The sequence below is a fragment of the Micromonospora sp. DT229 genome, from assembly GCF_049844505.1.
In the GTDB taxonomy this organism is placed as follows: Bacteria; Actinomycetota; Actinomycetes; order Mycobacteriales; family Micromonosporaceae; genus Micromonospora.
In genome coordinates this window covers 44,777-70,708 of the sequence record NZ_JBNCLD010000003.1, presented here as the reverse complement: position 1 = coordinate 70,708, position 25,932 = coordinate 44,777, and the positions used below count along the sequence as shown (strand labels likewise).

Genomic DNA, 25,932 nt, shown 5'->3' with positions numbered 1-25,932 from the left:
CAACCGGCACGCGCCGAGGCGCCGGAAGGTCCCCCATTCAGACCAGCGCCTCGGCGATCCGCTCGATGACCTGCGCCTCCGCCGCACTGATCCCGTTGTGGGCCCGCGCCGTCCGATCGGCGGCGGCCAGCACCACCGAGCGGTAGACCGCGACATCCTCCGGAGACTTCTCCGCCAGGATCCTGACCGCCTCCCGCAGGGCGGGCAGGACGACCGCCTCGGCCTCCGCCTCCGAGTGGCGGGGCAGCTTCGGCAGGGGCCCGCTGCGCAGGGCCGTCTCGACCACCCCGCTGGCGTCGATGATGGCCGCGGATGCGGCGAAGCTCTCCCGGAACAGCGCCAGCACCCCCGGGTCGGCGTTGGACACCAGGAACACCGCCCCGAAGGCCCCCGTCTTGAGGGTCGACATCTCCTCGTCCGTCAGCCGGAGCTTCATGATCACGGAGTGTAGACGTAGGGCGTGGTGCTGGTGACCGGGACGAGACCGAGCCGCCCCAGCAGTGGACGATTCTGGTCAGCGGCGTCGACCTGCAACAGGGTCCGGTCGCGTTGGCCGGCCAGCCGCGCCCGGTAGGTGACCAGCGCCCGGTAGACACCCTGCCGACGCCACTGCGGATGCGTCGACCCGCCCCAGAGGGTGGCGAAGGTGCTGCCCGGCGGATAGCGGACCCAGCCCGCGCTGACCACCGTCTCCCCCGCCTCGGCCACCACGACGGTGATCGCCTGCGGATCGGCGGCGATCTCCCGTTCCAGCCCGTCGGCGAGGCCGGCCAGATCACGACCCCACAGCTCGGTCTCCAGAGCCGCGATCCGGTCCAGATCCGCCCGGGTGGTGACCTCCCGCAGTCGTACCCCCTCGGGCACCACCGGCAGCGCGGAGGCCAGCGGCGCGACCGGGCCGACCAGGACGGTCTCCTGGGCCTGCGGCAGGAAACCGGCCGCCCGCAGCCGCTGCGGCAGGTCCGCCGGCTCGTCGTGGCCGTGCAGCTTCCACTCCACCGGCTCGCCCCGCTCCCGGGACGCCGCCACCTGGCGGGCGATCAGGGCGTCGAGTTCGGTGCCGGCCAGCCCGCCGAGGTCCCGGTAGGTCACCAGACCACCAGAGTCGAGACCCCAGATCCGGAACAACGGACCGTCCTGCTCGATGCTCGCGCCGTCCGGAACCGGGTCGGGCAGGCCCGGCCGCAGCTGGGCGTCGTACGCCGCGCGCAAAGTCGTCACGTCAAGATCCGTCATGTTTCCAGGTTATGCCCAGTTGACACCGGATAATCACCACCGTGTGGCAGAGGATCAGGAACTGGTTCGACCCGCAGGAACTGCGCTCGGTCGGCACCACCCCCGACTACCGCTTCTCCCTGGCCAACGAGCGAACCTTCCTGGCCTGGCTGCGCACCGGGTTGGCGCTGATCGCCGGTGGCCTGGCGGCCGCCCAGTTCCTGCCCACCCTGTCGCCACGGCACCTGCGCGAGGCGATCTCCGTGGCGCTGCTGCTGCTCGGCGGCGCGGTGGCGATCCGCGCCATCGACCACTGGGCGCGGGTGGACCGGGCCATCCGGCTGGGCGAGGAGTTGCCGGCCTCCCGCTTCCCGGCCGTGCTCGCCATCGTGGTGGGCCTCGGCGCGCTGCTACTGGTGGTCGCGGTCGTGGCCGGGGCGATCGACAGATGACCGCCGCCCGCGATCCGGGGCTTCAGCCCGAGCGGACCCGGCTGGCCTGGCGGCGCGCCGCGCTGGCGGTGACCGTGGTGGCGATCCTGACCGTCCGGCTGGCGCTGGTCGCCGACCGGTTCGGGGCGGTACTGGCCGCCCTGGCCATCCTCTGCTGGGGTGCCACGATCACGCTGTGCTGGCGACGGGCCGTGGGCACCGGGGTGCCCCGCACCGGCGGTCGCACCTACGGCGCCGTCGGGCTGTGCATCACCGGGTTCGCCCTGATCGGCGTCGTGTTGGTCGTGTACGGGGTGTGAGCATCGACCGGGAGTAGGACATGATGGGTGCATGGCCCGGCTCTATATCCTCCTCTTCCTGGTACAGGTCGTCCTCGCCGTCTGCGCCCTGATCAGTTGCCTCTCGGCCGAGGAGGACGACGTTCGTCATCTGCCCCGGATCGCCTGGGTGCTGATGATCCTGTTCTTCCCCCTGATCGGCTCGATCGCCTGGTTCCTCGCCGGACGCCAGCGCAAGCCCGCCGGTGGGGGGGTGTTCCCGGGCGGAGTCCAGTCCACCGTGCGCCAGCCGGCCCGGCCGCTCGCGCCGGACGACGACCCCGAGTTCCTGCGCTCGATCGAGGAGCGCTCGCGCAAGGAGGACCAGGAACTCTTCCGCCGCTGGGAGGACGACCTGCGCAAGCGCGAGGACGACCTGCGCCGCCGCGAGGGGGACCCGCCCCGCGAGGAGCCCCGCCCCGAGGTGTGACCCCCGGGGCAGGTCGCCCCGGGATCAGGCCAGGTTGGACGAGCGGGGGTAGGCGTCGGCCGGGTCGGTGATGACGTTGACCAGGTAGGGCACCCCGGCCTCGAAGGCCCGGTGCAGGGCCGGGCCCAGATCGGCGGCCTTGGCGACCGTCTCCCCCGCCCCGCCCAGGGCGGTCACCACCTGGTCGTAGCGCAGTTCGGGCTGAAGATCGGCGGCCACGTCGTAGCCGTACATGGCCCGCATCGGGTGCTTCTCCAGACCCCAGATGCCGTTGTTGCCGACCACGATGACCACCGGCAGCTTCTGCCGGACCAGGGACTCCACATCCATCAGCGAGAAGCCCGCCGCCCCGTCGCCCATCAGCACGCAGATCTGCCGGTCCGGGTGGGTGACCCGGGCCCCCATCGCGTAGCCCATGCCGGTGCCCAGGCAGCCGTACGGGCCGGGGTCCAGCCAGGTGCCCGGCTGGGCCGGCTCCAGGTAGCGGCCGGCGTACGAGACGAAGTCCCCGCCGTCGCCGATGGTGATCGCGTCGGCGGCCAGGACCCGGCGCAACTCGCCGTAGACCCGGGCGGGACGGATCGGGTCCGTCTCGGCGGCCATCTCCTCGGCGTCGCGGGCCTTGGCGGCGTCCTCGGCGGTACGCAACTGCGCCACCCAGTCGGTGTGGTCGACCCGGTCGCCGGGGTACTCGGCCAGGGTGGTCAGGATGCCGCGCAGGTCACCGGCGGGGGCCACGGCGGGCTGCACATGGGTGGCCCGCTGGCTGGGGGCGTCGACGATGTGCACCACGGCGGCGTCGCCGAAGTCACCGAAGGAGAGCCGGAAGTCCAACGGGGTGCCCACCACCACGACCACGTCGGCGCTCTTCAGCGCCACCCGCCGGGCCTTGGCGAAGGCCAGCGGGTGCTGCGGGGGCAGGGCCCCCCGGCCCATGCCGTTGGTGAAGACCGGTACTCCGAGGGCCTCGGCGGCGGCGCGCAGGGCCGCCACGGCGTCACCGGCGTAGACGTCCGACCCGGCGATGATGACCGGCCGCTGCGCCGAGGCGATCAGGGCGGCGGCCTTCGCCACCTCCTCGGGGTCGGCCTCGATCGGGGCGATGGCCGGTCCGGCCGGCAGGTCGGCGTCGCCGGTGGAGAAGACGGCCTCCAGGGGGAAGTCCAGGAAGACCGGGCCCCGGTGCGGGGTGAGGGCGGTGGTCAGCGCCGCGGCGACCGCCCGGGGGATGTCGTCGGCGCTGAACACCGTCTCGGCGTGCTTGGTGACCGGGGCGACCAGCGGCAGATGGTCCATCTCCTGGAGGCTGCCGGAACCCCAGCGGAACTGCGGGGCCCGACCGCCCAGCACCAGCACCGGGGAGGCGTTGAAGTAGGCGCTGGTCAGGCCGGAGATGCCGTTGGTCACCCCGGGACCGGCGGTGAGCACGGCCAGGCCGGGGCGGCGCTGCAACTTGGCCACCGCCTCGGCGGCGAAGACGGCGGACTGCTCGTGCCGCACGTCGTACAGCGGGAATCCGGCCTTGTGGGCGGCGTCGTAGAGCGGAAAGACGTGACCGCCGGAGAGGGTGAACATCTCCCGCACCCCGTACGCCCGCAGCGCCGCCAGGGCCAGGTCTCCGCCGTGGCCTTCGATCCGCTCCGTCATCGCCGCTCCTTCGCCTAGCCTGACCGGAGTCACACGCTACTGACCGGTAGGAGGAATGTGAACCACCCTCATCGACCGGTGAAGTCCGGCTTGCGCTTCTCGACGAAGGCCGTCATCCCCTCCCGCCGGTCCTCCGTGGCGAACAGCGCCGCGAAGAGCTGGCTCTCCCAGGCCAGGCCCGAGTTGAGGTCCATGTCCAGGCCGCCGTCGACCGCCAGCTTGGCCGCCCGCAGCGCCTGCACCGGCCCGTTGAGGTACGGCTTCACCAGCGCCACGGCCGCCTCGTAGACCTCGGCGGCCGGGACCACCCGATCGGCCAGGCCGATGCGCAGCGCCTCCTGGGCGTCGACCATCCGACCCGACATGATCAGGTCCTTGGCGCGGGCTGGGCCGACCAGTCGGGCCAGTCGCTGGGTGCCCCCGGCGCCGGGGATGATGCCCAGCTTGATCTCGGGCTGGCCCAGCTTGGCGTCCTCGGCCACCACCCGCCAGTCACAGGCCAGCGCCAGCTCACAACCACCGCCCAGGGCGTACCCGGTGATCGCGGCGACCACCGGCTTGGGGATCCGGGCGATCGCGCCGAGCGCGCTGGACAGGTCGGCGGCCCGGTCTGCCATGTCCACGTAGGACATGTCGACCATCTCCTTGATGTCCGCCCCGGCCGCGAAGACCTTCTCCCCGCCGTACACGATGACCGCGCGGACCTGCGGGTTGGTGGTGGCCGCCGTCGCCGCGGCGCGCAACTCCTCCTGTACCTGGGTGTTCAGGGCGTTCATCGGCGGCCGTTCCAGCCGAATGGTGCCGATGCCGTCCCCGGTCTCCAGCCGCACGAACTCGCCCACGCTGAGCCTCACTTCCTCGTCGAAGTCGCGTGCCAACCTTACGACCAGCCGCCGCCGGCACGTAGTCTGGCTGCCAGTCCCGCGCCCCGGAGTTCCCATGGTCACGTACTACGACGACAAGTCCGTACAGGTCACCTCCACCGCCGTCACCGTCAACGGCGACGCCTACCCGCTGGCCGAGATCAGCGAGGTCTGGCACCACCAGGGCAGCCGGTCCTGGCGGGTGCTGGTCGGTCGGGGCGCCCTCGGCGCGGCGATGATCGGCCCACTGGTGGCCGCCGTCCTCGGCATCGCGCTGGCCGTCTGGCTCGACGGCTCGACCACCGTCACGGTCGCCATCATCGGGGTCTCCATCCTGATCGGACTGGCCGCCGGGCCGGTCGCCGACCAACTCTTCGAGTACTTCGACCGCTCGTACGCCCGGGGCAGCCGCCCCCGTGAGGTCTGGATCCGCTGGCGGGGCCATCCGGTACGGCTGCTGCGCACCCCGGACGCGCTGCGCTTCGGGCAGATCTACCGCGCCGTCCAACGCGCGATGGAAGCCCAGATGCAGGGACGGGCTCCCCGTTAACGCCTCCGGTCGAGCAGGGGTTTCCGCTCGACCACACCCCTCAGGGTGACCGCGCCATCGCCATCAGTTGCCGGAAGATGGTTAGGCTTAGTGATGGCGCTCTATTACCGGGACGAGGCGGTGCAGGTCTCCTCGGAGTCGATCCGGGTCGGAGGACACGTCATCCCGATCTCCGAGGTCACCTATGTCTGGCATCAGAAGGGACAGACCACCCTCGCGGTCCGGGGCCGGGTGCTCGGGCGAGGGGTACTGGTGCTGCTGCTGTCCCTGCCCCCGCTCATCGGGGTGGTCTGCGTACTGTCGCTGCTCTTCTCGGCCCAGGACCGGGGCTGGGTGCCGGCCCTGGTGGCGCTGGTGGCCTGCCTGGTCATCGCCCTGGCCCTGGTGCCCTTCCTGGAGATCCCGCTGGGCTGGCTGGACCGCTCCTACGAACGCGGCAACCGGGTGCACGAGCTGTGGGTGCAGTACCGGGGACAGGAGGCCATGGTGCTGCGCACCCCGGACGCCCTGCGCTTCGGGCAGATCTACCGGGCCGTGCAGCGGGCCGTGGAGCAGAGCGACCGCTGGTGACCACCCGCGCGGCGACGGTGGCCCGTCGGACGCACACTGGAACCTATGGTGATCCCCCTTCCCCGGCCGACCGCCGTCGTCGGCCTGACCCGTACCGCCCTCGACTCGGCCGCCTCCTTCGCCGCGATCCCGGCCCGCGCCTTCGCGGTCCTGGACGGGGTGGAGGCGCTGCTGACCCGGATCAACGGGGTGGTCGACCGGATCGAGGAAACCCTGGACCGCACCGACCAGGTGCTCACCGACGCCGAGGTCGCCGTCCGGGAGGTCGCGGTGATCAGCGCCGCCGCGACCGCCGCGGTGGACAACGCCGGTACGGTCGCCGCTGCCGCCGCCGAGGTGGTGGCGCGGGCGCAGACGGTGTCCGGCCGGGCGGCCAAGGCGGTCGGGGTGGCGGCCGAGGCCGCGGCCACCGCCGCCGAACTGTTGACCGCGTACGAGCCGGCGCTGCGCCGGGCCGCGCCGATGGCCACCCACTTCATCGAGCAACTCAGCCACGAGGAGGTGGCCGCGGCGGTACGCCTGGTCGACGAGTTGCCGAAGCTGCGGCAGCATCTCACCGCCGACGTCATGCCGATCCTGGCCACCCTGGACCGGGTCGGCCCGGACCTGCACGACCTGCTGGACGTCACCCGGGACCTCAAGCTCGCCGTGGCCGGTATCCCCGGCCTGGCGATGCTGCGTAGACGCGGCGAGAAACTCAACGACGACGCCGGCTGACCGACGATCGGACCCGCCCGACGACGCACGCCGACTCGCCGACGCACGGCGGCACAACGACGCAGGCCGAGGGCGGCGGGATGGTCAGCAGTCGCAGCGGGCGGTACGGGCGGGGGCGGTCAGGTCGTCCACGGCGCGACGGGTCAGCCCGGTCGGGGTGACCACCGGCAGGCCCTCACGGACCCAGTACTCGTAGCCGCCCCGCATCTGCTTGACCGGGTAGCCGAGCCGGGCGAACTCCAACGCCGCCCGGGTGGCACCGTCACAGCCGGGACCCCAGCAGTAGGTGACCACCCGCGTACCGGTCGGCACGACCTGGGCGGCCCGCTCGGCGATCCGGGCGGTGGGCAGGTGCACGGCCCCGGGCAGGTGGCCCTGGACCCAGGCCGCCTCGCCCCGGGAGTCCACCACGACCAGGCCGGGCACCCCGGCGGTCAGGTCGGCGTGCACGTCGGCCACGTCGGTGGTGACACTCAACTCGGCCAGGAAGTAGGCGGTAGCGGTGGCGGGATCGGCAGCCGGTACGGCGAAGGCACGGGTCATGGCACCGATCCTGGCCGCTGCGCGGGCGTCAGCAGGAGTGGCGGGGACGACGGCCTGCGCTAACATCCCGCCATGGCACCGGTCGACCGCACCGTCGCCGTGCTCGCGTACCCGGGAATGTCGGTCTTCGAGACCGGGATCGTCACCGAGGTCTTCGGACTCCCCCGCCCGGAACTCGGCGTGCCCTGGTACGACCTGCGGCTGTGCGCCGAGCGCCCCGGCCCGGTGCCGGTCATCGGCGGCGCCACCCTGCACAGCCCGTACGGCCTGGGGGTGCTGGCCGCCGCCGCGACGGTGATCGTGCCCGGGGTGCCCGAGGTGACCGGGGTGCCCTCGCCGGAGCTGGTCACCGCCCTGCGCCGGGCACACCGGGCCGGTGCCCGGATCGTCTCCATCTGTTCCGGCGCCTTCGCCCTGGCCGGTGCCGGTCTGCTCGACGGTCGTCGGGCCACCACCCACTGGCGGTACGCGGACCTGCTGGCCCGCCGCTACCCGAAGGTGACTGTGGACCCCGAGGTGCTGTACCTGGACGACGGGGACATCCTCACCAGTGCCGGCAGCGCGGCCGGTCTGGACCTCTGCGTCCATCTGGTCCGGCGCGACCACGGGGCGGCGGTCGCCAACGCGGTGGCCCGCCGGCTGGTGATCCCGCCGCACCGCGACGGTGGCCAGGCACAGTTCATCGAGGCCCCGGTGGCGGCGGACCCGGAGGACGACCGGATCGCCGGCAGCCTGGTCTGGGCCCTGGCGCACCTGCGGGAGCCGATCACGGTGGCGCGGCTGGCCCGACAGGCACACATGTCCACCCGTACCTACCTGCGGCACTTCGCCCGCAGCACCGGCACCAGCCCGATCCGCTGGCTGATCGACCAGCGGATCCGGGCCAGCCTGGCCCTGCTGGAGACCACGGACACCCCGGTCGGGCAGGTGGCGGCGACGGTCGGCTTCGACACCCCGGTCACCTACCGGCACCATTTCGCTCGGGCCATGCGGACCTCGCCCTCGGCGTACCGGCGGGCCTTCCGGGCCGCTGCCACCGACCCTCCGGCAGTGGTCGGCGGCGGCTGACCCGGTCGGGTCTCCGCTGCCGGCGGGGCCGGCTCAGGAGGTCGGGTACAACTCGTCGATCTCGGCCCGGTGGGGCAGGGACACGCTGGCGCCGAGACGCCGGACGCAGGCCGCCCCGGCCGCCACCGCCCAGCGCACCGCGTCGACCAGGTCCCGGCCCTCACCCCAGGCCACCGCCAGGGTGCCGGTGAAGGCGTCCCCGGCGGCCGTGGAGTCGACAGCCGCCACCGGCACGGCCGGCAGGTGCACGGCGGTGCCGTCCCGATCGCCGTACCAGGCACCCGCCGCGCCGAGCGTGAGCACCGCCCGTGGCACCAGGTCCAGCAGGGCGTACGGGTCCTCCCGGCCCCGGCCGGTGTACGCCTGTGCCTCGTTCTCGTTGACCACCAGCAGGTCCACGGCGGCCAGCAGTTCCGGCGGCATCGGGAGGGCGGGTGCCGCGTTGAGCACCACCCGCCTGCCTGCCTCCCGCGCGGTCACGGCGGCCTCGGTCACCGTCTCGACCGGGATCTCCAACTGGGCGACGAGCACGTCGGCCCCGCGTACCAGGTCGAGTTCGGCCTCGGTGAGGTCGGTGAGCGAGGCGTTCGCCCCCGGCGTCACCAGGATCGCGTTCTCGCCCGCGGCGTTCACCATCACCAGGGCCACTCCGGAGGAACCGTAGGTCACCCGTAGCGGGCTGGTGTCGACACCGGCGGCGGTGATCCGGGCTTTCAGGGTGACGCCGAACGAGTCCGAGCCGATCGCACCGAGGAAGGCGCAGTCGGCGCCCGCCCGGGTAGCGGCAATGGCCTGGTTGGCCCCCTTGCCGCCGGGCACCATGACGAAGTCCGTGCCGAGCCGGGTCTCACCCGGCCGGGGCAGGGCCTCGGCGGTGGCGACCAGATCCATGTTCGCGCTGCCCACCACGACGACACGGGGCTGACGCACGCGGCCTCCCTCACCCCTCAGGCGGCGCGGGCGGTGTAGCGGTCGCCGTTGCGTTCGACCTGAAGCGGCAGGCCGAAGGTCTTGGTGAGGTTGTCGGCGGTGAGGGTCTCCGCCAGCAGGCCCTGGGCCATCACCCCGCCGTCGCGCAGCAGCAGGGCGTGGGTGAACCCGGGTGGGATCTCCTCCACGTGGTGGGTGACCAGGACCATCGCCGGGGCGTCCGGATCCTGGGCCAGCTCGGCCAGCCGGGCCACCAACTCCTCCCGGCCGCCCAGGTCCAGCCCGGCCGCCGGCTCGTCGAGCAGCAGCAGCTCCGGGTCGGTCATCAGCGCCCGGGCGATCTGCGCCCGCTTGCGTTCGCCCTCCGACAGGGTGCCGTACCTGCGGTCGGCCAGCCCACCGACCCCGAGTTGGCCCAGCAGGGCCCGCGCCCGAGCCTCGTCGGCCGGGTCGTAGCTCTCCCGCCAGCGGCCGACCACCGACCAGGCGGCGGTCATCACCACGTCGGTGACCCGCTCGTCGGCCGGCAGGCTGGCGGCCAGGGCCGCGGTGGTCAGGCCGATGCGGGTACGCAGCTCGTTGAGGTCCGTGCGGCCGATCCGCTCCCCCAGCACATGGGCGGTGCCGACGGTCGGGTGCAGCCGCCCCGAGGCCAGGTTGAGCAGGGTGGTCTTACCGGCGCCGTTGGGGCCGAGCACCACCCAGCGTTCGTCCAGCTCCACCCGCCAGTCGACGTCGTGCAGCAGGGCGGTGCCGGATCGGCGTACGCCGACGCCGTCGAGGCTGACCACCAGATCCGCGTCCACGGGTGCGGGGGCGGTCGAGGCGCCACCGGCGCCAGGGATCAGGTCACCAGTCACCCGCCCATCCAACCACGCAACGCGTGCCGCCCCCATGGGCGGGCGCGGTGGCCGTAGGGTGAGCGCCGTGTCGTTGCTCACCTCAGCCGAGTCGGCGGTCATGCCCAGTAGTGGTCCGGGGTCCTCCGCGTGAGCGCGGTCATCGAGATCGAGGGCCTGCGGAAGACCTTCCGCAGTCTGCGCAAGGGTCCCCGGGTCGCCGTGGACGGCTTCGACCTGCTGGTCGAGGCCGGTCAGGTGCACGGGTTCCTGGGGCCCAACGGGTCGGGCAAGACCACCACCCTGCGGGCCTTGCTCGGGTTGGTCCGCGCCGACGCGGGCCATCTGCGGGTGCTCGGTGCGGACGCACCGGAGTCCCTGCCCCGGGTCGCCGCCCGGGTCGGCGCGATCGTGGAGAGTCCGCAGTTCTTCGGTAACTTCACCGGCCACCGCACCCTGCGGCTGCTGGCCGCGGCCGGGGGTCTGCCGGTCAGCCGGGTCGATGAGGTGCTGGAGCAGGTCGGTCTGCGCGATCGGGGCCACGACCGGGTCAAGGGGTACTCGCTCGGCATGAAGCAGCGCCTGGCGGTGGCCTCGGCTCTGCTCAAACGGCCCGAGCTGCTGATTCTGGACGAGCCGGCCAACGGGTTGGACCCGGCGGGCATCCGGGAGATGCGGGACCTGATGCGGACCCTGGCCGGCAACGGGGTGACCGTGCTGGTCTCCAGTCACATCCTGGCCGAGATCCAGCTGATCTGCGACCACGTCACGATCATCTCCCGGGGGCGGCGGGTGACGGCCGGGCCGGTGGCCGAGGTGCTGGCCGGGTTCGACCGCAACGAGTGTCTGGTACGCGCCGACGACCTGGTCCGGGCCGAGGAGCTGTTGGGCAGCGCCGGGTTGACCGTCACCGGGCACCCGGACCATCTGGTCGTCGGCCGGGTGACGGATCCGACCCTGATCAGCCGGACCCTGGGCGAGCAGGGACTCTGGGTGCGGGAGCTGACCCCGGTGCGACCGGATCTGGAGAGCGTCTTCCTGGAGTTGACCGGGGCCGGGCCGCAGCCGACTCTCCCCCGGCAGGCCGACGGCGGGCCCCGGTCCGGTTTCGGCGAGGCGACCCCCGCCGCCGGCCCGGTCATCGACCTCGACGAGTTCCGGGGGGTGGATCGGTGAACCTGTTCCGCGCCGAGGTGGAGCGGCTGACCGCCCGCCGCTTCGTGCAGCTGATGGTCCTGTTGCTGCTGTCGGCGTTCGTGGTGACCGCGGGGACCACCCTGGCCGGATCGCACTCGCCCACCCGGGACGAACTCGTCACCGCCCAGAGAGAGGCCGCGGCCAGTCGACAGTCCCTGGAGGCGGAACATGCCCGCTGCCTGGCCCGCGATCGGGGTGAGGAGTGGGCCCAACGAGACGGCGCCTACCTGCCGCACGACTGCGCCGAGGTCGATCCCGCCCAGTTGGACCGGTTGCCGGTCACGGCCGACTTCCTGGAGGGGGTCTTCACCTTCACCCAGCAGGCCGAGTCGCTGCTGTACTTCCTGATCGCCTTCCTGCTGATGTTCGGTTTCCTGGTCGGGGCCTCCTACATCGGTGCCGACCTGAACTCCGGCGGGGTGGTCAACCTCCTGCTGTGGCGGCCCCGCCGACTGATGGTGCTCGGTGCGAAACTGGGCACCCTGCTCGGTGCGGTCGTGGTGCTGTCCGTGCTCGCCTCGGTGGCGTACCTGGTCACCTTCTGGGTCGTCGCCCACCTGGACGGCTATCCCGGCCCCACCGACCCGACCTTCTGGGCCGCCCTGGCCCAGTTGTGGGGTCGGGGCATCGGGCTGGTGCTGCTGGCCACCGGGGTCGGCTTCGCCCTGGCCACCATCGGTCGGCACACCGCGGCGGCCCTCGGCGCGGTGATGGCGTACCTGGTGGTGTGGGAGTTGGGCGGCCGGATCGTGCTGCAGATTCTGGAGGTGGCCCGGCCGGATCAGCTCATGCTCAGCACCCATGTGGCCGCCTGGCTCACCAAGGAGGTCCGGCTCTACGACAACAGTGTCTGCACCAGCGTCTACTACGGCTACTGCGACGGCAGCTACCTGCTGACCTGGCGACCGGCCCTGGCCGTGCTGCTGCTGCTCACCGCAGGTCTCACCGTCGCCGCGTTCGCCGTGTTCCGGCGCCGGGACCTGACCTGACCCGGCGGGACCTGACCTGACCCGGCGGGACCTGACCTGACCCGGCGGGACCTGACCTGACCCGGCGGGGTCCTCAGCCGACCGTGGAGCCGAAGACCTCGTCCCGGACGGCGTTCAGGGCGGTGCGCAGCGCGCCGTGCAGGATCGGTTCCTCGGTCAGCCCGGTGGGCACCACCCGGGGGCGGACCAGGGTGATGGCGGCTACCTCGTGCTGCACCCGCTCGGCCAGCGCGGCCCCACCGGCCTGGCCGACCGCCCCGGCCAGCACCACCAGCGGTGGGTCCAGCACCACGCAGGTGCTCGCCACCCCGAGGGCCAACCGGCGCGCCACCTCGTCGAGCATCGGCCCGCCGGCCGTACCGGCGGCGATGGCGGCCTTGACCGCCTCGGCGGCGCCACCGTCGGGGTAGCCGTGCTCGCGGGCCAGGGCGCGGATCGCGTCCGCCCCGGCCACCTGCTGGAAGGCCGGCTTGGCCCGGCGGGACACGTCGCGCGGGATCGGCGCCCCGGGCACCGGCAGGTAGCCGATCTCCCCGGCCGCGCCGCTGCTGCCGTGGTGCAACCGGCCGTTCAGCATGATCGCCAGGCCGACCCCGGCGCCGATCCAGACCAGCACGAAATCTGCCACCCCCTGGGCCGCGCCGGACTGGGCCTCGGCCACCGCGGCCAGGTTGACGTCGTTCTCGAAGACCACCGGGGTGTCCAGGTCCTCGCGGAGGGCGGCCAGCAGGCCACGGTGCCAGCGGGGCAGGTCGAAGGCGAAGGTGATGTCGCCGGTGCCCGGATCGACCAGGCCGGGGGTGCCGAGCACGATCCGGCGTACGGTGTCCAACTGCGCCCCGGCGCTGCTGGCGGCCTGGACCACCGCGTTGTGCACCACCCCCACCGGGTCGTCGGTGTCCTTGGTGGACTGTTCGACCCGCCCGACCACCGCGCCGGTGATGTCGGCGCAGGCGGCCACCACCCGTTCCGCCCCGACGTCCACCCCGACGACGTACGCGCTGCCCGGCCGCACGGCGTAGAGCTGCGCGTTCGGCCCCCGCCCGCCGGCCTGCTCACCCACCCGGGTCACCAGGCCCCGCTCCTCCAGCCGTTCCACCAACTGGGAGGCGGTGACCTTGGACAGGCCGGTCAGCTCGCCGATCCGGGCCCGGGTCAGCGGCCCCTGCTCCAGCAGCAGTTCCAACGCCGCGCGGTCGTTGAGGGCCCGCAACAGCCGTGGTGTGCCGGGAAGCCGGGTCGCGCTCATGCCATGTCCTTGATTTTAGTAAGCGTCGCTAACCATAGCTTCGCCTCGAACGGGTAGCCGTAGCGTATCCGCAGCAGGTGAGCGGCTCGCTCAGCAGATCCGACATCACGATCAACATCTCCGCATCGGGAGGAGCGCGCGTGCGGCGGGATCCGGGACTTCGCCGGCTGGCCCTGGGCACCCTGCTGGCCGCGTACCGAGGGCCGGTCCCGCCGGACTGGGCGGTCGAACTGGTCGCCGAGGGGTTGGCCGGGCACACCCTGTTCGGGACCAACATCGACACACCCGCGCAGGTGGCGGCCAGCACGGCTGCCCTGCGTACCGGCCGGGCCGAGGTCCTGGTGGCGATCGACGAGGAGGGTGGCGACGTCACCCGGTTGGCGCACGCCACCGGCAGCCCCTACCCGGGCAACGCGGCACTCGGGGCGATCGACGACGAGGGGTTGACCCGGGAGATCTACCGGGCCATCGGCGGGGAGTTGGCCGCCGTCGGGGTCACCGTGAACCTGGCGCCCGCGGTCGACGTCAACAGCACCGCGGAGAACCCGGTGATCGGCACCCGGTCGTTCGGTGCCGATCCGGTGCGGGTCGCCGCCCACTGCGCCGCCGCGGTCGCCGGTCTTCAGGCCGCCGGGGTGGCCGCCTGCGCCAAGCACTTCCCCGGGCACGGTGCCACGGTGACCGACTCCCACCACGCCCTGCCCACCGTGGACGTGTCGCCGCAGGTGTTGCGCCGCCGGGACCTGCCGCCGTTCGCCGCGGCGATCGCGGCCGGGGCCAAGGCGGTGATGACCGCCCACATCCGGGTACCGGCCCTGACCGGCACCCAGCCCGCCACCTTCAGCCGCGCCGTGCTGGTCGACCTGCTACGTCGGGAGTACGGCTTCACCGGTGCGGTGATCACCGACGCGCTGGAGATGAAGGGTGCCGCCCTGGCGGCCGGCGGGATCGCCCCCGGGGCGGTACGCGCCCTGGCCGCCGGCGCGGACCTGCTCTGCATCGGGGCCAAGGTGGACGCCACCCTGATCGAAGGGGTGGCCGCCGAGATCGTCGCGGCGGTCGGCGAGGGTCGGCTGGCCCGGGAGCGGGTGGAGCAGGCCGCCGGACGTGCCGCGGAACTGGCCGAGTGGACCCGTGCCACCGGCCCGACCCCGGTCCCCTCCCCCGACCTGGGATACGCGGCGGCCCGCCGAGCCGTCCGGGTGGAGGGTCAACTGAGCGAGTCGGTCGATCCGTTGGTGGTGCAGGTGCATGCCCGGTCCACAGTCGTGCAGGGGCGGGTGCCGTGGGGTCTCGGCCCGCATCTGGACGGCACGGAGCTGGTCGAGGTGGTGGCCGCCGAGTCCGACCCGGAGGAGCTTCGGCGGCGGGCCGGCGACCGCCCGATCGTGCTGGTCGGCCGACGACTGCACCGGCTGCCCGGCGGGCCGGAGCTGGTCGCCGCGCTGGCCGCCGCCCATCCGGTGATTGTGGTGGAGATGGGCTGGCCGAGCGGGTGGCGGCCGGTGGGCAGCCGGGCCTTCGTGCTCACCTACGGCGCCAGCCACGCCATCGGCCGGGCCGCCGCCGAGGTGCTGGGCCTGACCCGCTGAGGCGTACGCCACTTCGGCCGTCCACTGTTGAACACGTTCAACTCGCCTCCTACACTAGCGATGTCGATACTTGAACACGTTCAAATCGAGGTGTGGTGGCATGGACATCAAAGTCTGGATGTATCTGGTCTATCTGGTGGTCAGCGTCGGTCTGACCATCTGGGTGGCCCGGACCTTGGCCCGCAACGGATTGGTCTTCCTTCAGGAGGTGTTCGCCGACGAGCGACTGGCCAACGCGGTGAACAACCTGCTGGTGGTCGGGTTCTACCTGCTCAACCTCGGCTACGTGACCGTGGCGATGCGGCACTCGGGGTTGATCGAGTCGACGAGTGAGGCCATGGAGGAACTGTCCTGGAAGGTCGGGCTGGTGCTGCTGGTGCTCGGTGCCCTGCACTTCTTCAACGTCTTCACCCTCAACCGCTACCGCAAGAGCCGACTCCGCCAACTGGCCACCGCACCCCCGCTGCCGCCGGCCGGATACCTGCCGAGGCAGCAGCCCCACCCGGCCGCCGCCCCGCCGGCCGGGTACCTGCCGAGGCAGCAGCCTCACCCGGCCGCCGCCCCCGCGCAGGGTCCGGCCCAGAGCCCGGCCCAAGGCCCCACCACCCAAGGCCCGGCCCAAGGCCCCACCCAGGGCCCCGCCCAGCCGCCGGCACCGCCCCGATGAGCACCCAGCAGCCGACTGGTGGGCCTCCGGATGCCAGCACGCACGGGGGTGCTGGCATCCGGTACCTCACCGTCCTCTACGACGCGCACTGCCCGATCTGCCGGACGGCCCGCGAGTGGCTGGCCGCGCAGGCGCAACTCGTACCCCTGGAGTTCGTGCCGGCCGGCTCGGCCGAGGCCCGGCAGCGCTTCCCCGGCCTGGACCACGAGGCCACCCTGCGCGACATCACCGTGGTGGCCGACGACGGGGCGCTCTACATCGGCGACGGCGCCTGGATCGCCTGCCTGTGGGCGTTGGCCGAGTACCGGGCCACCGCCGAGCGCCTCTCCCGTCCCCACCTGCTGCCGTTGGCGCGAGGGGTGGTGGCCGCCGCCTCGGCGGTCAGGGAGATGGTCCGGGAACCGGGGTCGGTGCCGTCCGGGGGGCCGACCGGATACGGTGGCCCGGATGACCGACCAGCCTGTGCCGACGACCGCTGCGGGTGAGGCGACGACCGCCCGGGGCGAACAGACCCGGCAGTTGATCCTGGAAACCGCGTTGCGGCTGTTCCGCGAGCGCGGGTACGCCCGCACCACCATGCGCGCCATCGCCCAGGAGGCCGGGGTTGCGGTCGGCAACGCCTACTACTACTTCGACTCCAAGGAACGCCTGATCCAGGAGTTCTACGCCCGGACCGAGGAGGAGCACCGGGCCGCGGCACGACCGGTGTTGGACCGGGAGACGACCTTCGCCGCCCGGCTGGCCGGGGTGCTGCACGCGGCCATCGACGTGTCGACCCCGGCGCACGACTTCGCGGCCAGCGTCTTCAAGTTCGCCGCGGAGCCGAGTTCACCGCTGAGCCCCTTCTCGCCCGAGTCGAGCGGCCCACGCCAGGCCTCCATCGAACTGTTCGACGAGGTGCTGAGCGGCTCCACCACCAAGGTCGACCCGGAACTGCGTCCCCACCTGCCCGAACTGCTCTGGTTGGCGTACATGGGGGTGGTGCTCTTCTGGGTCTACGACCGCTCGCCGGGGCAGGCCCGTACCCGGATGCTCATCGACGGGGCGGTGCCGTTGATCGACCGACTGGTCTCCCTCTCCCGGCTGCGGGTCCTGCGCCCGGTCACCCGACAGATCGTCGACCTGCTGCGCATGCTCCGCCAGTGATCTCCACCGGAACACATTTCTCCTGGTCAAGTCCACTATTGGACAGCAGAAGGAGCCGGTGGAGGCTTGCCCTGCCGACGAGCCGATACGTAGCGTGATCGGCAGACGTCGTACGCGGACCTGGGGGGAGGTTGCGGACCGTGGATCCGGCCCGGGATTCACGGTCCGCGCCCTGCCGAGGCAGGTCAGCCGGGATAGACCCCGTAGGATCCCCAACCCCGATCCGGGAAACCGGCCGCCTCGGCCACCCGGGCCGAGGCCGCGTTGGCCCGGTCGTGCAGATAGGTCGGCACGGCACCCTCGTCGAGCACCCGGCGGGCCGCCTGCGCCACCAGGCACCGGGCCAGTCCCCGCCCCCGGGCGGTCGGCACCGTGCCCACCGCCAGTTCCTGCCCGAACGGGTCGTGCCGTTTGATCCCGACCCCGGCCAGGTAGCGCCCCCGGTCGTCGCGGACCACCAGCACGGGCCGGTCGAAGAGCCGTAGCCAGGAGGGCAGGCCGAGGGTGGTCGGCGCGACCCACTCACCGATCTCCGGCAGCGGAGCGGGGGCCGTGCTCCACCGGAACACGTCGTCGTGCACCACCCATCCCGACGGTTGACCGACCGCCGCCGGCAGCGCGGGCAGTAGCGCCTCGGACCGCCGGGCCAGTTCGCGTACCCCGGTGACCCGGTCGGGTGGCACGGACAGCACCGTGCTCTCGCCGGTGGTGACCGCGATCGCCGGGCGCAGGCGTCCGTCCCAGGCCGGGTGGCTGCGTCGCCAGGAACCCACGACGTGCAGCCCCTTGCCCGCCGGCCACTGCCCCAGCCAGGTGGCCAGGTGCAGGTGGAGTCGCCGGTCGCGCACCCGTCCACCTCCCGCGCACTCGCTGCCGCCCACCCACCCTACGACGGGCGAGGGCCAGGGCGCCGACCCTCCGGAGGGACGCGGTTGCGTGATCTTCGCGTCCGCCGGAACCCAGGTCATCGTTGCGGCGTCATAGCCAATTCCATAGATGTACAACTTTTTCTGGAACGGTGGGCTCATGCCGATGCACCCGGACGACCGTCACCAGCAGGACCCCACCCGGATCTGGCCGTACGACAGGAGGGCCAGTCGCCTCCTCGGCCAGTCGCGGCACCGCAGCCGGCGTACCGGCCGACTGTCCTGGGAGGCACTGAACCGGTCGTCGGTCGGCGGTTCGGCCTGTCACCTCAACACCCACTGATCCGGCGGATCTCCCCCCGTCACCGACCGGGTGGCCAGGCCGACTCCGACGGCGAGCCAGCGCCGCCGTTCGCACACCTGTCGGGTAACGTCTGCTGGTCCTTCGACCGGGTTACGACGGGAGCTAGCGCACTCATGGGCAAGAAGACGATCCGCGTCTCCGACTTCAGCGGCACGGTGCTGGGCGCCGACGACGAGGCGGTCCGCGTCGTCGTCCTCGAGCACCCTGACCTGGTGGCCGGGCCCGTGCAGCTGGACGCGACAGCGCTGGAGGTGGAGAGCCTGGACGACGCGGCGCTGGATGTCGCCGTGGTGGAGATCCATGACCGGCACGGCGACGGCGAACCCCGTCGGGTGGTGCTGACCGCCAGCGAGTTCGACGCCCTGGCCACGGACATGCCGATGGCCCAACTACTCAGGACCGCCGAGCGGGTCCGCCCGCCGAAGTCCCGCCGGGCCACCGAGAAGATCGACTACGGCACGATCGAGCACGCCGGCAAGCCCCACCGGGGACGGGTCACCGAGGAGGAGGCCCGGCTGGTACGCGAACACCTCGACGAGGTGAACAAGCGCCTGGCCGACGCCGGCCTGCGCCAGATCGACCCGGCCGACCCGGAGCACGCCGCCCGGTACGGCTTCCCCACCGCCTCCTGATCATCTATTCGAAGGCCCGGATTTCGGCCAGGGTCGCCACGATCTGCTCCTCCGTGCCGGCCTTGTCCAGGCCGAGCCCGGTCAGCACCCCCTGGCCGTCCTCCTGTTCCAGCAGCGCCAGCAGGATGTGCTCCGTACCGATGTAGTTGTGCCCCAGTCGCAGCGCCTCGCGGAAGGTCAACTCAAGGGCCTTCTTCGCGGCGGCGTCGTACGGGATCAGGTCGGGCACCTCCTCGGCCGCCGGCGGCAGCGCGGCCGTGGCGGCCTGGCGCACCGCCTCGGCCGACACCCCGGCAGCGGCCAGCGCCCTGGCGGCCAGCGCCTCCGGCTCGGCGAGCAGCCCGAGCACCAGGTGGGTCGGGGTGGTGTGGGCATTACCGACGGCCTTGGCCTCGTTGTGCGCGGCGGCCACCACGTTGCGGGCACGCGGGGTGAACCGCTGGAAGCCCTCCTGAGGGTCCATCGCCCCGGCGACGAAGCGCTTCTGGGCGGCCTGCTTGCTCACCCCCATGCTGCGGCCGATCTCGGTCCAGGAGGCCCCGGAGCGGCGGGCCTGGTCGACGAAGTGGCCGATCAGATGGTCGGCGACCTCACCGATGTGGTCGGCGACCATGACCGCGCCGGCCAGTTGATCCAGGGCGTTGGTGTGGGTCTGCTTGATGGTCTCGATCAGGTCGTCGAGCCGGATCGGGTTGCTCATCTGCACCGGTTTCGTCATGCGTCAACCGTAGGTTGACGATTGCCCGCCCGTCAACCCCAGGTTGACGATCATGCGGTGAGCCCCGGGGCCCGGGGTACGTAAGAGTCGGTGAGGAACCCGATGGGTAGTAGCTCACCGGAAAAACCGATACGGGAGGCGAGATGGGCGACGCGACGGTCGGCGGGCGACGGCTCTGGTGGTGGCTGGGCGGGGTGCTGCTGGTCGTGGTGGTGGTCCTGGTGGCCACCTGGACCTGGGTGACCGTGCGCGGCGAGGGCCGGTCCGGGCATGTCGTCACCGGTGCCGTCGGTGATCTGCGGGAGGCCACCTTCGTGCTGCTCGACGGCGCCGACGTGATCCGACTGCGTACCGCCGACCTGGGCGAGGACGCCTACCGGGTGTCCACGCCGGGCGACGCCGCTCTGCGCCCGGCCGCCTCGCTCACCGAGGGGAGGGTGATGACCAGCCTGCGGGACACCGGCAAGGCGGGCCCGGCGATCGTCGAGGTGGCCCTGCACGAATCCGTACGCTGGCACATCCGGCTCAACGGCGGGGCCAAGGAGCAGCACCTGGACCTGGGCAACGCCCAGGTGGGCGAGATCGAGTTCACCGCGGGGGCCAACCGGATCGAGCTGACCCTGCCCACCCCCACCGGAACCCAACGCACCGTGCTCGGCGGCGGCGCCAGTCAGGTCCTCGTCCGCCTGGCCGGCGACGCGCCCGTCCAGGTCCGCGCAGGCGGCGGTGCCGGCACGGTCACGGTCGACGGCACCACCCACTCCGGGGTAGCCGGGGGCACCACCTTCACCGCCCCGCAGTGGGCGGAGGCGACGGACCGCTACGACATCGACGCCACCGCTGGAGTCTCCGGCCTGACCGTCGAGCGCACCGAGGCCGACCGCTGATCCAGCGCGGATACGGTTTGTGCCGTAGGCGTGCGCACCATCGGGTCGGTACGCCGGTGGTGGCGAAGGGACCGAGAGCATGCGGCTACACGTCGGCTGTGCCATGTGGACACACAAGGCGTGGCAGGGACGACTGTTGGCGCATCCGCTGCCGGCCGAGGAACGACTGCGGCACTACGCGGGGTGGTGCGACGCCGTCGAGGGCAACACCACCTTCTACGCCACCCCGGCCCGGGACACGGTGGCCTCCTGGGCCCGACAGACCGACCCGGACTTCCGGTTCGTGCCGAAGGTGCCCAAGGTGGTGACGCACGAACGACGGCTCACCGAGGTAGCCGAGCCGATGCGGGCCTTCCTGGACGCGATCGAGCCCCTGGGCCCGCGGGCCCACGCCCTCTGGGTGCAACTCCCCCCATCCTTCGCTCCCTCGGACCTGCCCACCCTGGCCCGGTTCCTACGCCGGATGCCGGCCGCCCACCGGTGTGCGGTGGAGGTTCGCCATCCCGAGTTCTTCACCGACGACCCGGCGGCCCGGCGACTGGAGGCGGTGCTCGCCGAGACCGACGCCGAGTGGGTGCCCTTCGACACCACGACCTTCTTCGCCGACCCGCCGACCAGCGACGCCGAACGGGAGGCCTGGACCAAGAAGCCCCGCACCCCGCTGCGTACGCGGGCACTGACCGACCGGCCGATCGTCCGCTATCTCGGCCGCGACGACCCGGACCGCACGGTCGAGGGGTGGCAGCGGTGGGTCGACATCACCGTGGGTTGGCTGCGCGAGGGACGCTCCCCCACCCTGTTCGTCCACACCCCGGACAACGCGCAGGCACCGACCCTGGCCCGCCGTTTCCACGACGAGGTACGCGCCCGGGTACCCGAACTGGCGCCCCTACCGACTCCGATCCCGGTCGAGCCCACAACCCTCTTCTGAACCTTCGGTCCGGGCACCGCTCCCCGGTCGGGGGGTCGCCGCCGAATCGCCGCCCGGGGGTCGGCCGGAGCGCCGGGTCACCCGGTAGGCGCGGGCCAGTTGGCCCGGCCAGCCCAGGAAACGGTCGAAGATGTCGGTGGCGCTGCCGGTGAGGCTGGGGCTAAGCCGGTGCAGATCGTCGATGGCGTCGCACAGACAGCCGGCCAGGTAGAGCCGCAGGCCCACCGGATCGGTCGCGTAGTCGGCCAGCAGGGCCAGCTTGGCCCGCGTACAGGGCCAGGGTTGACCGCACTGGCGGCACATCCACAGCGGACGCATCGGCGGATGCTCCGCCGGTTCGGTGGCCAGCAGATGCGGGGGTGGCTGCTGGTCGTCGTCAGCCATGACCACCCCACCCTGCGGGATCCGGTCCTCCGCGCGCGGGGATGCCGGCCGGGCGGGTCCGCTCCGGGACGGTGATGCGTCGGTGCCTCACACAGTAGGAGACCGCCCGAACGCCCGGTGGATAACGGAAATCGGGTCAGGCCCAGGGATCGCGTACGACGAAGGAGCTGGCGGCCGTGAAGGCCGGGCTGCCGTCCGGAACGTCCAACCAGAAGCCGCCGTCGCGGTAGTGCACCACATGCGAGGGGTAGTTGTACGACCGGAGGATCACCGATCCGGTGCCGCCTCCCGGGCCCGGGCAGAAGGTGGCGTCCTCCCGGAAGATGGTGGTGTCGTCCCTGGTGCTCAGCTGCACCTGCATCCCCCAGTGCCGCAGGTATCGCCCGTCGGCCAGGCGCAGGGTGACGCAGTCGGAGTCGGCCAGTCCGCGGCTGACCGTGAAGGTCGCCCGCTGCCGGTCCGTCCTGGGGCTGGCCGCGTCGATTGCGGCGAGTGCGGCGTACTTGCCGTCATGGCTGAGGTAGCGACCGGCCACCTTCACCGATTCCAGCGACCAGGTGCCCGGCGGGATGGTACCCGGCGGGATGGTCGGTCCGTTCGTCGGCGAGGGGGCCGCAGTCGGCGGGGGCGCGACCGGCGGCGGGGTGGCGAAGGATGGCGACGGGACCGGGGACCGCCGGGCCAGGGAGGGTTGGGCCGGTGAGGTCTCGGCGGAGGGCGCCAGGGTGGCCGCCACCGGGGCTGCCGTGGTGGGTGCCGCGATGGCGGCCGGTGGGTTCGATGCCGACCCGGGTTGCAGCACCACGAGGGTCACCGGGGCGACGACCAGGGCCGCACCGGCGGCCAGACCGGCCACCGGATGGGCACTGATCATCTGGGTCAGCTTGCCGAACAGGGTGCCCGGGGTGCCGCCGCCGACCGTCGTCGTGGCCGTCGTCGTGGCTGACGCCGCCAGGGCGGGGGTGGCCAGGGTGGTCGTGGTCAGCAGCCCCTTGGCGGCCAACGCGGCGGCGAGACCGGCCGGCACCACCAGCGGCGCGATGCTCAGCAGCAGCTTTTCCGTGGGCACCTGCCCCTGGGTGAGGGTGGAGCAGGTGGGACAGTCCCGGGTGTGCCGGGCGATCCGCTTGCGCCACACCGAGCTGGGGACTCCGTCCCAGCCGTCGAGGGTCTCGGTCAGTCCGGCACAGCGTGGCCGCACGGCCAGCGCCGCGACGATGCCCCGGCTCAGTTCGAGTTGCTCCCGCATCCGTTGCAGGCGCACCCCGACCTGCGCTACCCGGGTGTCGCAGGCGGCGGCGATCTCCCGGCGGGTCAACTGGCCGGCGCACTCCTGCCACCACAGGGACAGCATCGGGCGGTGGGTGGGGTCCAGCCAGCGGGTCGCCGCCACGACCTGACGGCGCTGGTCGGCCAGGTGCAGCCGCAGTATCGCCTCGTCCTCGACGTCACCGGCGGCCGACAGCAGGTCGGCCGGGTCGACAATGGTGGTCCGGTGGGTGGCGGTACGCAGCCGCTGCCGGTGGGTGGCGATCTGCCGCACCGCGATCGCCACCAGCCAGGACCGGAAACTCTCCGGGGCGCGCAGGGCGGGCAGGTCCCGGATGACCCGGATCAGGGTCTCTTGGACCACGTCGTCGATGTCGGCGTGACCGTGCAGGGCCCGACCGACGATGTTGTAGAGCAACGGCAGGTGGGCGGCGATGAGTCGGTCGCGAGCCGAACCGTCGCCCGACTGCGCTGCGGTGACGAGTTCCAGGTCATTCGCAGTGATCGTCATCCAGCACCGCCCCAATGTGGAGTCCCCCGCCGAGCACGACGTCACACCCTAACCAGAACGAGCCCGGTGATCGAGTGGCCCTCCCCTTTCATTCAATGAAAGGCGTGGTCCCGATCACCGATGTCCACCGGCATGATCCGGCTGGTGGGACGAGGAGGAGGGATCCCCATGGCGTTCGCACGTGACCAGTGGTACGTGGCGGCCTACGGTGGCGAGGTCGGGCGTAACCTGCTGGCCCGTACGGTGCTCGGTGAGCCGCTGGTGCTGTACCGCACCGAGGCCGGGGAGGCGGTGGCGCTGGCCGACCGGTGTGTGCACCGGCGCTACCCGTTGTCGGAGAGCCGGCTCGACGGCGACACCATCGTCTGCGGCTACCACGGCTTCACCTACGACCGGACCGGATCCTGTGTCTTCGTACCGGGGCAGCAGCGGATTCCGCGTACCGCCCGGGTCGCGGCGTACCCGGTGGTGGAGCAGGACTCCTTCATCTGGGTGTTCATCGGTGACCGGGAGCGGGCCGATCCGGCCACGATTCCCCGGGCCCCCTGGCTGGTCGACCCCCGGTACGCGGTGGTCCGTGGGATGGCCCCGCTGAACGCCCGGTACGGCCTGCTGGTGGACAACCTGATGGACCTGTCCCACGAGACCTATCTGCACGGTGGCTACATCGGCACCCCGGAGGTGGCTGACACCCCCATCACCACCGAGGTGGACGACGAGCGCGGCATCGTCTACGTCAGTCGGCACATGGACGACGCGGAGTGCCCGCCCTTCTACGCCCGCTCCACCGGCATCCAGGGCCGGATCACCCGCTGGCAGGACATCGAGTACCACCCGCCGTGTCTCTACCTGCTGCACAGCCGGATCGCCCCGCAGGGGGTGTACCCGCCGGCGCAGGGTGAGGACAGCGAGGCCTTCCACGCCGAGATCGTGTACGCCATCACCCCCTCGACGGAGCACACCACCTACGACTTCTGGGCGGTGGCCCGGGACTTCGCCATCGACGACGAGTCCGTCAGCGAGTACCTGCACCAGAGCAACCACACCGTGGTCATGCAGGACGTGACCGCCCTCAACATCCTGGAACAGGTGATCGCCGCCGAACCGGAGAAGTACCAGGAGCTGAGCATCAACATCGACACCGGCGGCCTGGCGGCCCGGCGGCTGCTGGCCCGCCTGGTCGACGCGGGGAGGGTGGAGGCGACCCGGTGAGCGGCCCGGCCGGCATGCTGACCGGCGACCGGGTCTACCGGATCCACTGGATGCCGGGCACGGACATCCTGCGCGGCGTCTGCCACTGCGGCGCCGAGCGGGTGGCCGAGGAGCCGGTGGAGCTGTGGGAGTGGCTGCTCGCCCACCCGCAGGGCCATCAGGCGGTGTCGCCTCCGCCGGAGGTGCCGACCCTCATGGCGGTGCCGGCGTGACCGAGATGTATCTGATGGTCACCGCCCGGGAGCAGGTGGCCGACGAGGTCGTGGCGATCACCCTGGCCCGCCCGGACGGCGGCCCGGTGCCGCAGTGGACCCCCGGGGCCCATCTCGATCTGCTGCTCGGCCCGGACCTGGTGCGCCAGTACTCCCTCTGCGGTGATCCGGCGGACCGATCCGGGCTACGGATCGCGGTGCAGCGGGAGCTTCAGGGGCGCGGCGGGTCGCTGCTCGTGCACGACCGGCTGACTCCCGGGGCCACGGTCGCGGTGCGCGGCCCCCGGAACAACTTCCCGCTGGTAGCGGCGGGACGGTACCTCTTCATCGCCGGAGGCATCGGCATCACCCCGATCAGCCCGATGGTCGCCGCCGCCGACGCCGCCGGTGCCGACTGGCAACTGGTGTACGGGGGCCGCAGCCGCGACACCATGGCCTTCGCCGACTCCCTGCGGGAGAAGTACGGCGACCGGGTACGCCTGTGTCCGCAGGACGAGACCGGCCTGCTGGACCTGCCCGGGCTGTTGGGTCGTCCGGAGGCCGGGCTGGTCTACTGCTGTGGGCCGGAGGCGCTGATCAAGGCGGTGGAGGAGCACTGTTCCGGCTGGCCGCCGGGCAGTCTGCACGTCGAGCGGTTCACCCCGGTCGCCCCGGTCTCCGCAGTCGGGGAGGTCGACACCGCCGTGGAGGTCGAGCTGACCCTCTCCGGCCGGACCCTGACCGTGCCGGCGGGGGTGCCGATCCTGCAGGCCGTGGAGGAGGCCGGAGTACAGGTGCTCTCCTCATGCCGGGAGGGCACCTGCGGCACCTGCGAGACGACAGTGCTGGCCGGGGTGCCGGATCACCGGGACAGCCTGCTCACCGAGCAGGAGCGGGCGGCCGGGGACACCATGATGATCTGTGTGTCCCGGGCCCGTACCCCCCGGCTGGTCCTGGAGCTGTGACCGGAGCAGGCGCGATGATGG

Annotated in this window: 31 protein-coding genes and 1 pseudogene; 20 read left to right on the top strand and 12 right to left on the bottom strand. The window is 72.3% G+C overall.

Going from position 1 to position 25,932, the window contains the following annotated elements:
* Nucleotides 1–37 precede the first annotated feature (37 nt).
* Both ACLQ2T_RS05815 and ACLQ2T_RS05810 read right to left on the bottom strand, forming a co-directional pair.
* Nucleotides 38–436, bottom strand: coding sequence for a hypothetical protein (locus ACLQ2T_RS05815; RefSeq protein WP_425764941.1), 399 nt, complete (start codon nt 434–436; stop codon nt 38–40).
* Nucleotides 437–438: 2 nt separating this feature from the next.
* The gene (locus tag ACLQ2T_RS05810; RefSeq protein WP_425764940.1) at nt 439–1,236 is read right to left on the bottom strand and encodes a GNAT family N-acetyltransferase; all 798 of its coding nucleotides are present in this window, start codon (nt 1,234–1,236) and stop codon (nt 439–441) included.
* Nucleotides 1,237–1,277: 41 nt separating this feature from the next.
* Here ACLQ2T_RS05810 and ACLQ2T_RS05805 point away from each other — a divergent pair, with 41 nt between their 5' ends.
* The 3 genes from ACLQ2T_RS05805 to ACLQ2T_RS05795 are packed head-to-tail and all read left to right on the top strand — an operon-like array spanning nt 1,278 to nt 2,414.
* The gene (locus ACLQ2T_RS05805; protein ID WP_425764939.1) at nt 1,278–1,667 is read left to right on the top strand and encodes a YidH family protein; all 390 of its coding nucleotides are present in this window, start codon (nt 1,278–1,280) and stop codon (nt 1,665–1,667) included.
* Entirely contained in the window at nt 1,664–1,966 is a 303-nt protein-coding gene (locus ACLQ2T_RS05800) for a DUF202 domain-containing protein (protein WP_425764938.1), read from the top strand. Before ACLQ2T_RS05805 ends, ACLQ2T_RS05800 begins: the two co-directional genes overlap by 4 nt.
* Before the next feature lie 31 nt (nt 1,967–1,997).
* Nucleotides 1,998–2,414, top strand: coding sequence for a PLD nuclease N-terminal domain-containing protein (locus ACLQ2T_RS05795; protein WP_425764937.1), 417 nt, complete (start codon nt 1,998–2,000; stop codon nt 2,412–2,414).
* Nucleotides 2,415–2,438: 24 nt separating this feature from the next.
* On the opposite strand, the gene ACLQ2T_RS05790 is transcribed toward ACLQ2T_RS05795, so the two are convergent.
* Together ACLQ2T_RS05790 and ACLQ2T_RS05785 are read right to left on the bottom strand one after the other, a co-directional pair.
* Nucleotides 2,439–4,061 carry an acetolactate synthase gene (locus tag ACLQ2T_RS05790; RefSeq protein ID WP_425764936.1) on the bottom strand — a complete coding sequence of 541 codons (1,623 nt, stop codon included), beginning with the start codon at nt 4,059–4,061 and terminating at the stop codon, nt 2,439–2,441.
* 68 nt (nt 4,062–4,129) lie between these two features.
* Entirely contained in the window at nt 4,130–4,903 is a 774-nt protein-coding gene (locus tag ACLQ2T_RS05785; protein ID WP_425764935.1) for an enoyl-CoA hydratase/isomerase family protein, read from the bottom strand.
* Between the two features lie 97 nt (nt 4,904–5,000).
* Here ACLQ2T_RS05785 and ACLQ2T_RS05780 point away from each other — a divergent pair, with 97 nt between their 5' ends.
* The 3 genes from ACLQ2T_RS05780 (at nt 5,001) to ACLQ2T_RS05770 (ending at nt 6,761) form a co-directional block, all read left to right on the top strand.
* A complete protein-coding gene (locus ACLQ2T_RS05780) occupies nt 5,001–5,474 on the top strand; it encodes a DUF6232 family protein (protein WP_425764934.1) in 474 nt (157 codons plus the stop codon).
* 93 nt (nt 5,475–5,567) lie between these two features.
* Nucleotides 5,568–6,044 (top strand): DUF6232 family protein, encoded by a 477-nt coding sequence (locus tag ACLQ2T_RS05775; protein WP_425764933.1) that lies wholly within the window; start codon nt 5,568–5,570, stop codon nt 6,042–6,044.
* Between the two features lie 45 nt (nt 6,045–6,089).
* On the top strand, nt 6,090–6,761 hold the full coding sequence (locus tag ACLQ2T_RS05770) for a hypothetical protein (RefSeq protein ID WP_425764932.1): 672 nt from the start codon (nt 6,090–6,092) through the stop codon (nt 6,759–6,761).
* Nucleotides 6,762–6,845: 84 nt separating this feature from the next.
* Here the strand turns inward: ACLQ2T_RS05770 and ACLQ2T_RS05765 are convergent, their stop codons facing one another.
* Nucleotides 6,846–7,304, bottom strand: a complete 459-nt coding sequence (locus ACLQ2T_RS05765) for a rhodanese-like domain-containing protein (protein ID WP_425764931.1) — start codon at nt 7,302–7,304, stop codon at nt 6,846–6,848.
* Between the two features lie 72 nt (nt 7,305–7,376).
* Between ACLQ2T_RS05765 and ACLQ2T_RS05760 the strand changes: the two genes are divergently transcribed.
* Complete coding sequence (locus ACLQ2T_RS05760; RefSeq protein WP_425764930.1) at nt 7,377–8,372, top strand: helix-turn-helix domain-containing protein; 996 nt, start codon at nt 7,377–7,379, stop codon at nt 8,370–8,372.
* A 33-nt stretch (nt 8,373–8,405) separates the two neighbouring features.
* On the opposite strand, the gene ACLQ2T_RS05755 is transcribed toward ACLQ2T_RS05760, so the two are convergent.
* The gene (locus ACLQ2T_RS05755; RefSeq protein WP_425764929.1) at nt 8,406–9,302 is read right to left on the bottom strand and encodes a ribokinase; all 897 of its coding nucleotides are present in this window, start codon (nt 9,300–9,302) and stop codon (nt 8,406–8,408) included.
* 17 nt (nt 9,303–9,319) lie between these two features.
* A complete protein-coding gene (locus tag ACLQ2T_RS05750) occupies nt 9,320–10,198 on the bottom strand; it encodes an ABC transporter ATP-binding protein (RefSeq protein WP_425765225.1) in 879 nt (292 codons plus the stop codon).
* A gap of 93 nt (nt 10,199–10,291) precedes the next feature.
* On the opposite strand from ACLQ2T_RS05750, the gene ACLQ2T_RS05745 reads away from it, so the two are divergent.
* Nucleotides 10,292–11,317 carry an ABC transporter ATP-binding protein gene (locus tag ACLQ2T_RS05745; protein WP_425764928.1) on the top strand — a complete coding sequence of 342 codons (1,026 nt, stop codon included), beginning with the start codon at nt 10,292–10,294 and terminating at the stop codon, nt 11,315–11,317.
* Nucleotides 11,314–12,327 carry an ABC transporter permease subunit gene (locus ACLQ2T_RS05740; protein ID WP_425764927.1) on the top strand — a complete coding sequence of 338 codons (1,014 nt, stop codon included), beginning with the start codon at nt 11,314–11,316 and terminating at the stop codon, nt 12,325–12,327. The genes ACLQ2T_RS05745 and ACLQ2T_RS05740 overlap by 4 nt, the downstream gene beginning before the upstream one ends.
* A gap of 73 nt (nt 12,328–12,400) precedes the next feature.
* Here ACLQ2T_RS05740 and ACLQ2T_RS05735 read toward each other — a convergent pair whose 3' ends face one another.
* On the bottom strand, nt 12,401–13,576 hold the full coding sequence (locus ACLQ2T_RS05735; RefSeq protein ID WP_425764926.1) for an ROK family transcriptional regulator: 1,176 nt from the start codon (nt 13,574–13,576) through the stop codon (nt 12,401–12,403).
* Between the two features lie 140 nt (nt 13,577–13,716).
* Between ACLQ2T_RS05735 and ACLQ2T_RS05730 the strand changes: the two genes are divergently transcribed.
* The 4 genes from ACLQ2T_RS05730 to ACLQ2T_RS05715 all read left to right on the top strand — a co-directional run bounded on the left by ACLQ2T_RS05730 (nt 13,717) and on the right by ACLQ2T_RS05715 (nt 16,981).
* Complete coding sequence (locus tag ACLQ2T_RS05730) at nt 13,717–15,168, top strand: glycoside hydrolase family 3 N-terminal domain-containing protein (RefSeq protein WP_425764925.1); 1,452 nt, start codon at nt 13,717–13,719, stop codon at nt 15,166–15,168.
* A gap of 100 nt (nt 15,169–15,268) precedes the next feature.
* The gene (locus ACLQ2T_RS05725; protein WP_425764924.1) at nt 15,269–15,835 is read left to right on the top strand and encodes a hypothetical protein; all 567 of its coding nucleotides are present in this window, start codon (nt 15,269–15,271) and stop codon (nt 15,833–15,835) included.
* Nucleotides 15,832–16,320: a thiol-disulfide oxidoreductase DCC family protein gene (locus ACLQ2T_RS05720; protein WP_425764923.1), complete on the top strand. Its 489-nt coding sequence runs from the start codon at nt 15,832–15,834 to the stop codon at nt 16,318–16,320. The genes ACLQ2T_RS05725 and ACLQ2T_RS05720 overlap by 4 nt, the downstream gene beginning before the upstream one ends.
* On the top strand, nt 16,283–16,981 hold the full coding sequence (locus tag ACLQ2T_RS05715; RefSeq protein ID WP_425764922.1) for a TetR/AcrR family transcriptional regulator: 699 nt from the start codon (nt 16,283–16,285) through the stop codon (nt 16,979–16,981). The genes ACLQ2T_RS05720 and ACLQ2T_RS05715 overlap by 38 nt, the downstream gene beginning before the upstream one ends.
* A 185-nt stretch (nt 16,982–17,166) precedes the next feature.
* On the opposite strand, the gene ACLQ2T_RS05710 is transcribed toward ACLQ2T_RS05715, so the two are convergent.
* Entirely contained in the window at nt 17,167–17,829 is a 663-nt protein-coding gene (locus ACLQ2T_RS05710) for a GNAT family N-acetyltransferase (protein ID WP_425764921.1), read from the bottom strand.
* Between the two features lie 178 nt (nt 17,830–18,007).
* On the opposite strand from ACLQ2T_RS05710, the gene ACLQ2T_RS05705 reads away from it, so the two are divergent.
* Together ACLQ2T_RS05705 and ACLQ2T_RS05700 are read left to right on the top strand one after the other, a co-directional pair.
* Entirely contained in the window at nt 18,008–18,190 is a 183-nt protein-coding gene (locus ACLQ2T_RS05705) for a hypothetical protein (protein ID WP_425764920.1), read from the top strand.
* A gap of 134 nt (nt 18,191–18,324) precedes the next feature.
* Nucleotides 18,325–18,843, top strand: a complete 519-nt coding sequence (locus tag ACLQ2T_RS05700; RefSeq protein WP_425764919.1) for a hypothetical protein — start codon at nt 18,325–18,327, stop codon at nt 18,841–18,843.
* A 4-nt stretch (nt 18,844–18,847) separates the two neighbouring features.
* Here the strand turns inward: ACLQ2T_RS05700 and ACLQ2T_RS05695 are convergent, their stop codons facing one another.
* Complete coding sequence (locus ACLQ2T_RS05695; protein WP_425764918.1) at nt 18,848–19,561, bottom strand: Clp protease N-terminal domain-containing protein; 714 nt, start codon at nt 19,559–19,561, stop codon at nt 18,848–18,850.
* A gap of 143 nt (nt 19,562–19,704) precedes the next feature.
* Here ACLQ2T_RS05695 and ACLQ2T_RS05690 point away from each other — a divergent pair, with 143 nt between their 5' ends.
* Complete coding sequence (locus ACLQ2T_RS05690) at nt 19,705–20,448, top strand: hypothetical protein (RefSeq protein ID WP_425764917.1); 744 nt, start codon at nt 19,705–19,707, stop codon at nt 20,446–20,448.
* Nucleotides 20,449–20,551: 103 nt separating this feature from the next.
* A complete protein-coding gene (locus tag ACLQ2T_RS05685) occupies nt 20,552–21,379 on the top strand; it encodes a DUF72 domain-containing protein (protein ID WP_425765224.1) in 828 nt (275 codons plus the stop codon).
* A 75-nt stretch (nt 21,380–21,454) separates the two neighbouring features.
* Here ACLQ2T_RS05685 and ACLQ2T_RS05680 read toward each other — a convergent pair.
* Nucleotides 21,455–21,763 (bottom strand): annotated as a pseudogene (locus tag ACLQ2T_RS05680) (hypothetical protein); the annotation flags it as partial.
* A 136-nt stretch (nt 21,764–21,899) separates the two neighbouring features.
* Nucleotides 21,900–23,543 (bottom strand): sigma-70 family RNA polymerase sigma factor, encoded by a 1,644-nt coding sequence (locus tag ACLQ2T_RS05675; protein WP_425764916.1) that lies wholly within the window; start codon nt 23,541–23,543, stop codon nt 21,900–21,902.
* Nucleotides 23,544–23,711: 168 nt separating this feature from the next.
* Here ACLQ2T_RS05675 and ACLQ2T_RS05670 point away from each other — a divergent pair, with 168 nt between their 5' ends.
* Genes ACLQ2T_RS05670 through ACLQ2T_RS05660 form a run of 3 tightly spaced genes read left to right on the top strand, consistent with a single transcriptional unit; the run spans nt 23,712 to nt 25,911 of the window.
* Complete coding sequence (locus tag ACLQ2T_RS05670; protein ID WP_425764915.1) at nt 23,712–24,755, top strand: Rieske 2Fe-2S domain-containing protein; 1,044 nt, start codon at nt 23,712–23,714, stop codon at nt 24,753–24,755.
* Nucleotides 24,752–24,967: a hypothetical protein gene (locus tag ACLQ2T_RS05665; protein ID WP_425764914.1), complete on the top strand. Its 216-nt coding sequence runs from the start codon at nt 24,752–24,754 to the stop codon at nt 24,965–24,967. The genes ACLQ2T_RS05670 and ACLQ2T_RS05665 overlap by 4 nt, the downstream gene beginning before the upstream one ends.
* A gap of 5 nt (nt 24,968–24,972) precedes the next feature.
* Nucleotides 24,973–25,911 (top strand): PDR/VanB family oxidoreductase, encoded by a 939-nt coding sequence (locus ACLQ2T_RS05660; protein WP_425765223.1) that lies wholly within the window; start codon nt 24,973–24,975, stop codon nt 25,909–25,911.
* The last annotated feature ends 21 nt before the right edge of the window (nt 25,912–25,932 follow it).